The 7,703-nt window shown below is 50.5% G+C and carries 5 protein-coding genes and 1 pseudogene; 4 read left to right on the top strand and 2 right to left on the bottom strand.

All coding sequences use genetic code 11. The features are described 5' to 3' along the window. Positions 1-36 precede the first annotated feature (36 nt). Positions 37-1,890: pseudogene (dnaK, locus tag GX117_02250) on the top strand (molecular chaperone DnaK). 83 nt (positions 1,891-1,973) lie between these two features. Here dnaK and GX117_02245 read toward each other — a convergent pair. Next, complete coding sequence (locus GX117_02245) at positions 1,974-3,191, bottom strand: glycosyltransferase family 4 protein (protein ID NLO32169.1); 1,218 nt, start codon at positions 3,189-3,191, stop codon at positions 1,974-1,976. Between the two features lie 401 nt (positions 3,192-3,592). Here GX117_02245 and GX117_02240 point away from each other — a divergent pair, with 401 nt between their 5' ends. Both GX117_02240 and GX117_02235 read left to right on the top strand, forming a co-directional pair. Next, positions 3,593-4,261 carry a hypothetical protein gene (locus tag GX117_02240; protein NLO32168.1) on the top strand — a complete coding sequence of 223 codons (669 nt, stop codon included), beginning with the start codon at positions 3,593-3,595 and terminating at the stop codon, positions 4,259-4,261. A 243-nt stretch (positions 4,262-4,504) separates the two neighbouring features. Then, positions 4,505-5,785 (top strand): Gfo/Idh/MocA family oxidoreductase, encoded by a 1,281-nt coding sequence (locus GX117_02235; GenBank protein NLO32167.1) that lies wholly within the window; start codon positions 4,505-4,507, stop codon positions 5,783-5,785. Positions 5,786-5,847: 62 nt separating this feature from the next. Here the strand turns inward: GX117_02235 and GX117_02230 are convergent, their stop codons facing one another. Further along, positions 5,848-6,606 (bottom strand): hypothetical protein, encoded by a 759-nt coding sequence (locus GX117_02230; protein NLO32166.1) that lies wholly within the window; start codon positions 6,604-6,606, stop codon positions 5,848-5,850. Between the two features lie 374 nt (positions 6,607-6,980). Between GX117_02230 and GX117_02225 the strand changes: the two genes are divergently transcribed. Then, positions 6,981-7,175 (top strand): hypothetical protein, encoded by a 195-nt coding sequence (locus tag GX117_02225; GenBank protein ID NLO32165.1) that lies wholly within the window; start codon positions 6,981-6,983, stop codon positions 7,173-7,175. Positions 7,176-7,703 lie beyond the last annotated feature (528 nt).

Below are 7,703 nucleotides of genomic sequence, written 5' to 3'. Positions count from 1 at the left end.
ATTGACTTGGGCACAACCAACTCCTGTTTATCCGTTATGGAAAATGGTGAGCCCATCGTAATTGCGAACCCCGAAGGTTCGCGTACAACGCCCTCCGTGGTAGCCTTTACCAAGGACGGCGAACGCTTGGTCGGTACTACAGCGCGCCGTCAGGCGGTTACCAATCCTGTTAACACCGTTTTTTCGATTAAGCGTTTTGTAGGCCGCCGTTTCGAAGAGATCGGTCAGGAATCCAAACGCCTTCCCTACACGGTTTCGAAAGCCTCCAACGGCGACTGCCAAATTGAAATCCAAGGGAAGAGCTACAGACCTCCGGAAATTTCCGCCATGATCCTTCAAAAGCTGAAGGAAGCGGCTGAAAGTTATTTGGGTGAAAAGGTGACGAAGGCAGTTATTACCGTTCCCGCTTATTTTAACGATGCGCAGCGTCAAGCAACTAAAGACGCCGGCCGCATTGCGGGCCTTGAGGTAGCGCGTATTATCAATGAACCTACCGCTGCCGCCTTGGCTTATGGCTTGGATAAAAAGAAGCGCGAAAAAGTAGCGGTCTACGACCTCGGCGGCGGTACCTTCGATATCTCTATTCTTGCGATTGAAGAAGACAGTTTCGAGGTGCTCAGCACAAACGGAGATACGCATCTCGGCGGCGATGATTTCGACCAGATCGTTATCGATTACCTCGCCCAAGAATTTAAAAAAGATCAAGGTATTGATCTCCGTGAAGATAAAATGGCGCTTCAGCGTCTGAAAGAGGCAGCAGAGAAGGCGAAGTGTGAATTGTCTTCGACCTTACAGACCGACGTGAACTTGCCCTTTATTACCGCTGACGCGGCAGGGCCTAAACACCTTAACTATACCTTGACGCGTGCGAAACTCGAACAACTATGTCAGGACCTTTTGCAGCGTACGCAAGGGCCTTGCCGCAAAGCTTTGGACGATGCCGGGCTCACCGCTGCTGATATTGACGAGGTCATTTAGGTGGGCGGTATGACGCGGATGCCCGCTGTTGCCGCAATGGTGAAATCGCTCTTTGAAAAAGAGCCGCACCGTGGTGTTAATCCCGATGAAGTGGTCGCCGTAGGCGCGGCAATTCAAGGCGGCGTTATTGCCGGTGACGTGAAGAGTGTATTGCTGCTTGATGTGACGCCTCTGTCCTTAGGCGTTGAGACCTTGGGCGGTGTATTCACCAAACTCATTGACCGAAATACGACGATTCCCGTATCGAAAAAAGAGCGCTTCAGCAAGGCAGAAGATAATCAATCGGCAGTCACCATCCACGTGCTTCAAGGTGAGCGTGAAATGGCTTCAGGTAACCGTACCTTGGGCCGCTTTAATCTTGAGGGCATTCAGTCTGCGCCCCGTGGGCTGCCGGAAATTGAAGTAACCTTTGATATTGACGCCGACGGTATTCTCAACGTATCTGCCCGTGACGTTGCCACCAATAAAGAGCAGCGTATCCGTATTGAAGCCTCATCAGGACTTGATGAATCGGAAGTCAATCGCATGGTCCGCGAAGCGGAACAGTACGCGAAAGAAGATCAGCAGCGCCGTGAAGATGTAGAAAGCCAAAATCAAGCGGATCATCTGATCTATACCACGGAAAACTTGCTGCGCGAACAAGCGGACAAGATTGATGATGCGAGTCGCCATCATGTTGAATCCCGGTTAGATCAATTGCGCAATGCCGTGAAAGAAGGCAACAGCGCGGCAATTCGTACAGCGTCAGAAGCACTGGTACAGGCAACCCAACAATTGTCTGAAGGGCTGTACCGCCAGAGTGCCGCGCAGCCACAATCCGCTTGCAGCGCCGGCGCGGCTTGCAATACGCCGAAAGATGACGATGACGGAAAAACGATGGATGCCGACTTCACTGTAATCAACAATAATTGAGGCAGTGGGTTTCTATAGCAGCAGATGCGGCAGCCTTACACAGGGCTGCCGCATCATTTTTTTTTCGGTGAAACAATAGACGGCTAGTATTCGGAAAGCAGCGGCAGATAATAATGGCGGATGATGGAGTTACAGTCGTACTGGGCAACTGCCCGTTCCCGCGCCGCTATGCCGGCTTGGTGCCGGAAGGAAGGATTGTCCAGAGCCTTGCGCAGTTGTTGGGCGAGCGCCTCGGTATCGCCACGCGTAAAAAGGTAGCCTGTCTTATCGGTGACAATATCTTGGAGTCCGCCTGTTCGTGCGGCACAGACGGGAACACCGCATGCCATGGCTTCCAATGCCACAATGCCGAAAGGCTCTTCCCAAATACTAGGTACAACACATAAATCCGCTTGTCGGTAGGCGTCGGGCATGGCATCAAAATCCAGATCGCCCACCGGCTTCAGCCATGTCGGGCTCGCGTAACCTTCGGGCAGCGTAGCATGAATTTCAAAATCATAGCCTTCCCCGATAAGCTGCGATGCCGCCTCAAACAGGATATGAAAGCCTTTGGCAGGGTCTACCATGCGACCGGGACAAAAGAATAAGGGCCGTTCATTGGGACGCTTGTTCTGAGGAGGGGTGAAACGTTCTGTGTCTACGCCATGAGGGATCACAAGGATATGATCATTGAGAGCCGTCACTTGTTCACGCATGTGTTCCGTTGTGATAATGATGCCCTCAAGGCTTTTCATGGCCTGGATAAACTCATCATAGTAGCGCGGTGCCCAAGCTTCCGCTGCCAAGTATTCACGCGTCCAAGCATTGGGTATCTCGCTGCGGATTTCCACAGACAAATTGGAAATAGCACAGCGGCGGCACGTTTCCGGGTCGGTGCTGAAAGAAGCGGAACAGGGCATGCCGTCTTTGAAGCGTAATATATCTTTATGACACGCCGTTTCATGGGCGTAACAACGGGAAAATAAGGGGTACCCTGCCAGCGCTTGGATCAGCGGCGTTTTCAGAAAATAGCCCTGTGTTAAAAAGAGCAGGTTCGGGCGGAAGCGATCCACGGCATCACGAAATCGGCGTACTGTTGCCGCTGCCGTTAATCCTGAATCCGAAAAGTCTACGATCTCAACGGGAACGCTTAGACTTTCGGGAGAAAGTTTGCCGCGCTCCCAGCCCACAGATTCTTGGGGGATGAATACACACAGCTCATGACCGGCGGCTTGAAGACCTTGTGAGATGTAATATACATCTACGTCAGCACCGCCATGAGGGGGCCACGAAAATAATAAATCGATGATGGCAATTTTCATGAAAACTGTGTCCTTGTGTGAATACCTTGGCACAGAAATTGATATGGATTCAACCCGGAAATCAAAAAATATATTCCAAGGGACATCAGCGAGTCTGCCGCGGGCGCAATTCCTAAGGGCGGGAAGGTATAGGTAAGGCAAGGTATAAGAAACCCGCTGTGAAGATGGGAATCAGACTTGTTTCGGAAAAACGGGGCTTCACCTTTATTTCTGAAAAGACGTGAAATGAATAAAAGCGGTTCTGTCTCGTCTGTTATTAGCGAAGACAACAGTTGAATCCAATATGAAATTGGTGGCGCGTTCGTATTCTTACAGCACGTTTTTTTTGCTCTGAGACCCTGATACAGCGCGTCGGTACATCTAACTGCTTAACCCAATTAAGCACATAAGGAGAACCTACAATGAAACAGTCCCGGAATCTTTTTATTGCCGGTATGTTGATAGCAATACTGGCACTCACACAGACTACTTCTTTTGCTGCCGGTTTCGGCAGAGGCATGCGGACGCCGTCTTTAGGGCGCGTTCGCTCCACGCCTTCCTTTGGCCGCGCCCGCGTCACGCCTTCCGTTGGACGTAGTATGGCGCCTCGGGCAACTATGCCAAAAGTTCCCGCCTTGCCCGGTGGTCGTTCTCGTATGGGAGGCCGCGGCTTCAGCCGGACGAGTATTGGACTCCCCGGTTTAGGCCGTTCCGGATTGCCCATGTCTTCCGTTGGTCCGCGCTGGCACGGCTCTTCCTATCGCTATCGTGATAGTTATTCCAGAGCCTACCGCGATGTCGGCCTTGCCGCAGCAGCCGTCGGATTGGTCGGTGTAATGGCCCATGCCGCCACGGCTCCGCAGTATGTTTATGTTGCACCGCCTCCCGCACCGGTTGTGGTTCACTCGGGCGGCGCTTGGGTTCGGCAGCCTGTAGTTGTGCAGCCTGCACGGCACGAAGAATACCAAGTGTGGGTTCCTGAGGTCTACGATACCCACACGGGATTGAAGATCAGCGGCGGCTTTTATGAAACACGGACGCGGGTCGTCCCCCAAGTCGTTGAATATCAAAATGTGTGGGTTGTCCCCTAAGATACGTCTCTCTTTCCTTGCAGCCCCCGGCAGATTGAGGTCATGTACATGCCTCCCGCCGGGGGCACTTTTTTTTGATAAAGGCGGAAAAGCTTCCCGATTATTTTCACGGGTGAAGTGTGTTGAGCGTCTTGTTCTTTCCTGCTAAAACCATTCCTTTTGTTGTGGTTTATGCTGCCCTTCCGATAGAATAAAAGAATAGCTATGTCGGTGTGCAACAGTTTCAACTCGGGAGAAAATAGAATGGACAAAAAAACAACGATTTCCAGACGGACTTTGCTTGCTACAGGTATGGCGGCTTTGGCGGCTCCCACGATTCTGAGTTCCGTGAAAGCGGATATTGATCCCGTACGAGTAGGACATATCGGCGCTGGGACGCGAGGATTGGATTTGATTCGATACAACGGATCCATAAAAAGCGCTGAAATTACCGCTGTCTGCGACGTGTACCGGCCCCACCTGGAGCGCGGACTTGCCGCAGCAAACAACAGCGCCGCAAAAGGCTACAGCGACTACAAAGAGATGCTCAATGACCCCAAAGTTGAAGCGGTCATCATCGCCACGCCGGATCATTGGCATGAACAAATGGTACTGGATGCCATTGACGCGGGCAAGGCAGTATATTGTGAAAAAGGACTGACCACTTCCGTCGCTGCCGCCAAGCGCATCCGAGATGCCGTGAAGAAAACGGATACGGTCTTCCAGCTGGGCCATCAAGGCCGACAGCATGCCTCCACTGCAGAGGCGCGGCTTCGTATTAACAATGGCGAAATCGGCGACCTGACACTCATCCACATAGGCCGTTATTTTAATGGAACCAAAGAGCGTGCGCCGTGGCGCTGGTATGGGTATTACGATATCTATGAACGCCCCGATCCGAAGCAAGTGCTCAAAGACCTGGATTGGGAAGCGTGGCTCGGACCTGCGCCACAGATTGATTTTAATGAACGCCACTTTTGGCATTGGCGTTGCTATTGGCCCTATGGAACGGGACAAGCGGGCGAGCTCCTCTCCCATGAAGCGGATCATGTCCAGTCCGTTTTGGAGTGGGGAATTCCGGATTCCTGCACCTGTACCGGTTTCAATAGTTATTATGACGATGACCGTGAAACACCGGACACGTGGCTTGCCGCTTATGTCTTCGAAAAAGAAAAATGTTCCATGACCTTTGAGGGCTGCATGAACTCAGCGCGCGAACAAGCACCGGAATATATCGGCAAAACAGGGCGCCTTTTCTTTAATGCCATCGGACAAGACGCAAACCGCTTTTACATGTATAAAGATAGCCCCGCCTTCCCGCACATGGGTAAGGAACTAAAACCGACCTATGCCTATGGTCCGGCGAAAGGTCCCGTATGGCCGACACACATGGAAAATTTTCTCAACTGTGTCCGAAGCGGCGACATTCCTATGTGCAATATTGATGAGGCATTTGTGGAAGTGGTCACGCTCCTCATGAGCGTCATTGCATATCACGAAAAGCGCCAAGTCCGCTGGGATCCCATCACGGAAGAGATCGTCTGAACAGCAGCATCCAATAGTATCGTTAAGAATGGGCTGTCCCGTGAATGCTTCGCGCCTTTCGCTTATTCGGATTTGTCGAAGAAAGAAAAGTCGCCCCGTTGGGTTGTCGGCGCATAGAGGCGCAGCCCGTAAAAGCGTGCCGTATCATCAAAAGAGCCTATGCCGATATAGCCCATGCCAAAGGTCGTGTCTTGGGCGGTCATAATAGGCTCATCCATGTTGTCAAAATAGACTCTAATAGCGCCGCCGCCCCGTTCCGCGGTTCGTTCTATTCGGACGCGATGACATATTTGTACGTCCCAATGAATGCCTTTGGTGGTGAATGAAGCAATATTGGTCCGGGGAGCGTCATTGACGAGGAAGACATTGTGTGCATGGGGATCAGCACCGCCGGCAATATGGACATAGTAAAACTTTGAGGGATCCGTGAATCCGAGGAAGTAGCAGGTGTCCCGATGGGCGCCGGCGCGGAGGTTGGTAGACTCCACATCCACTTCCAAAATAAAATCCTCCACCATGAAGCGCGTCAATAAGGCGATGGCGTGAGGGGAACGCACCGGCGGCTCATAAGCGCCTTTAATCTTGAACAGTTCTAAGCATCGGTCTTGTCCTTCCCCGACAAGCCGCCAGCTTGAAGGATCTGACAAGGCAAAATCCTGCATCACTGCATCATCGGAAAAGTTGGTTTCATAGACCAAGTTATAACCTTCCGGTATATGCTCACCAAAAGGAGGCAAGGTGTGTTGTTCATCGGCTTCTTCTGCACAAGCGTTCAGTATACCCATGGTAAAAAACAGGGCGGTCAATAAAATAAGTCGCATGGATTGTTCCCTTCAGTATGTTTATGGTCACTCCGTCGTCCATTTTCCCACAAAGACAACAAGGTAACAAAATGGAGCTTCTTTTGTATATAATGATAGTACTTGTGTTGTTTTAGAAGTGGTTGCAATTGGAAACATACGCAGCTAAAAAGGACGTCTGAAATGCGTGAATTTTTCTATGGTATTGCCATCGGTTGGGTTATAACACTTTTACAAGTACTGTTTTTCGGACGGTATCCCGTTAATCCGGGCGGCCGCGGATATTAAATTCAATTCACAGGGATATCTGAATCCTTGCTGTGCCAAGGTGTTCTATAAGGAACACCTGAGGTACCGTTGTTTCAGTGACCCGACGAAATAAAAGGTTACATGCGATGAAACATATCTCTAAGATAACGCAAAAACCCATGCCTGCCCAAATGAACTTGGGCGATATTTTTAAGGCCATTGGGGAAATACTCAAAGTAGTGGGCACCTTGGTGGTCACCAAAGAGAGCAGCAACAACGATCCTTATGACTGGTCATCGGACGGCGGTATTGGCGGCTTAGACCTGAGCAATTTTCTGTAAAACCAGCCAATAACTGATGACTGATACGGTCATTCGAAGGGGAGCGTAACACGTCGACGCCGGCGTCCATATTCCGATTGATCGCCTCCGCTTACTCTAAGGAATCGTGCCCTTCCATGAACCGCTCTCCCGTCTCATTAACAAGATAGATTTCCACGGTAAGTCCCGGGGTTACTGCGTCCCGAGCCGATCTCCTTTGATGGGTGGCGATTTATAGCTTTTACTTCATTCATACCCAATAAAGGCAAGCACTTCAGCCTTGAGAAGTTTTATCCACGGATCAAAGTTTAAACGCTATATTGACTTTGTACCCGTAAAACGCGTATAAACAGGAAGTAAACTTGAGGCAAAAAAATCTCATTCGTAGATCTTTTAAAGACTCAGGTGATCCCTAACACCTTGGAGGTTGAATTGACAGATCACAAAAAAAACGCTTCCGGTTCCGGTGCTCTTCAATTCGAAAAAAAGGGAAGCAATTTATGTTGTTAATGTTTACCCTGATCATTATTATATTCTGTTCGGTAGCGT

Source organism: Candidatus Hydrogenedentota bacterium (assembly GCA_012523015.1).
Lineage (GTDB): Bacteria > Hydrogenedentota > Hydrogenedentia > Hydrogenedentales > CAITNO01 > JAAYBJ01.
The sequence above is the reverse complement of the archived record's forward strand: the minus strand, read 5'-3'. Positions and strand labels throughout refer to the sequence as shown.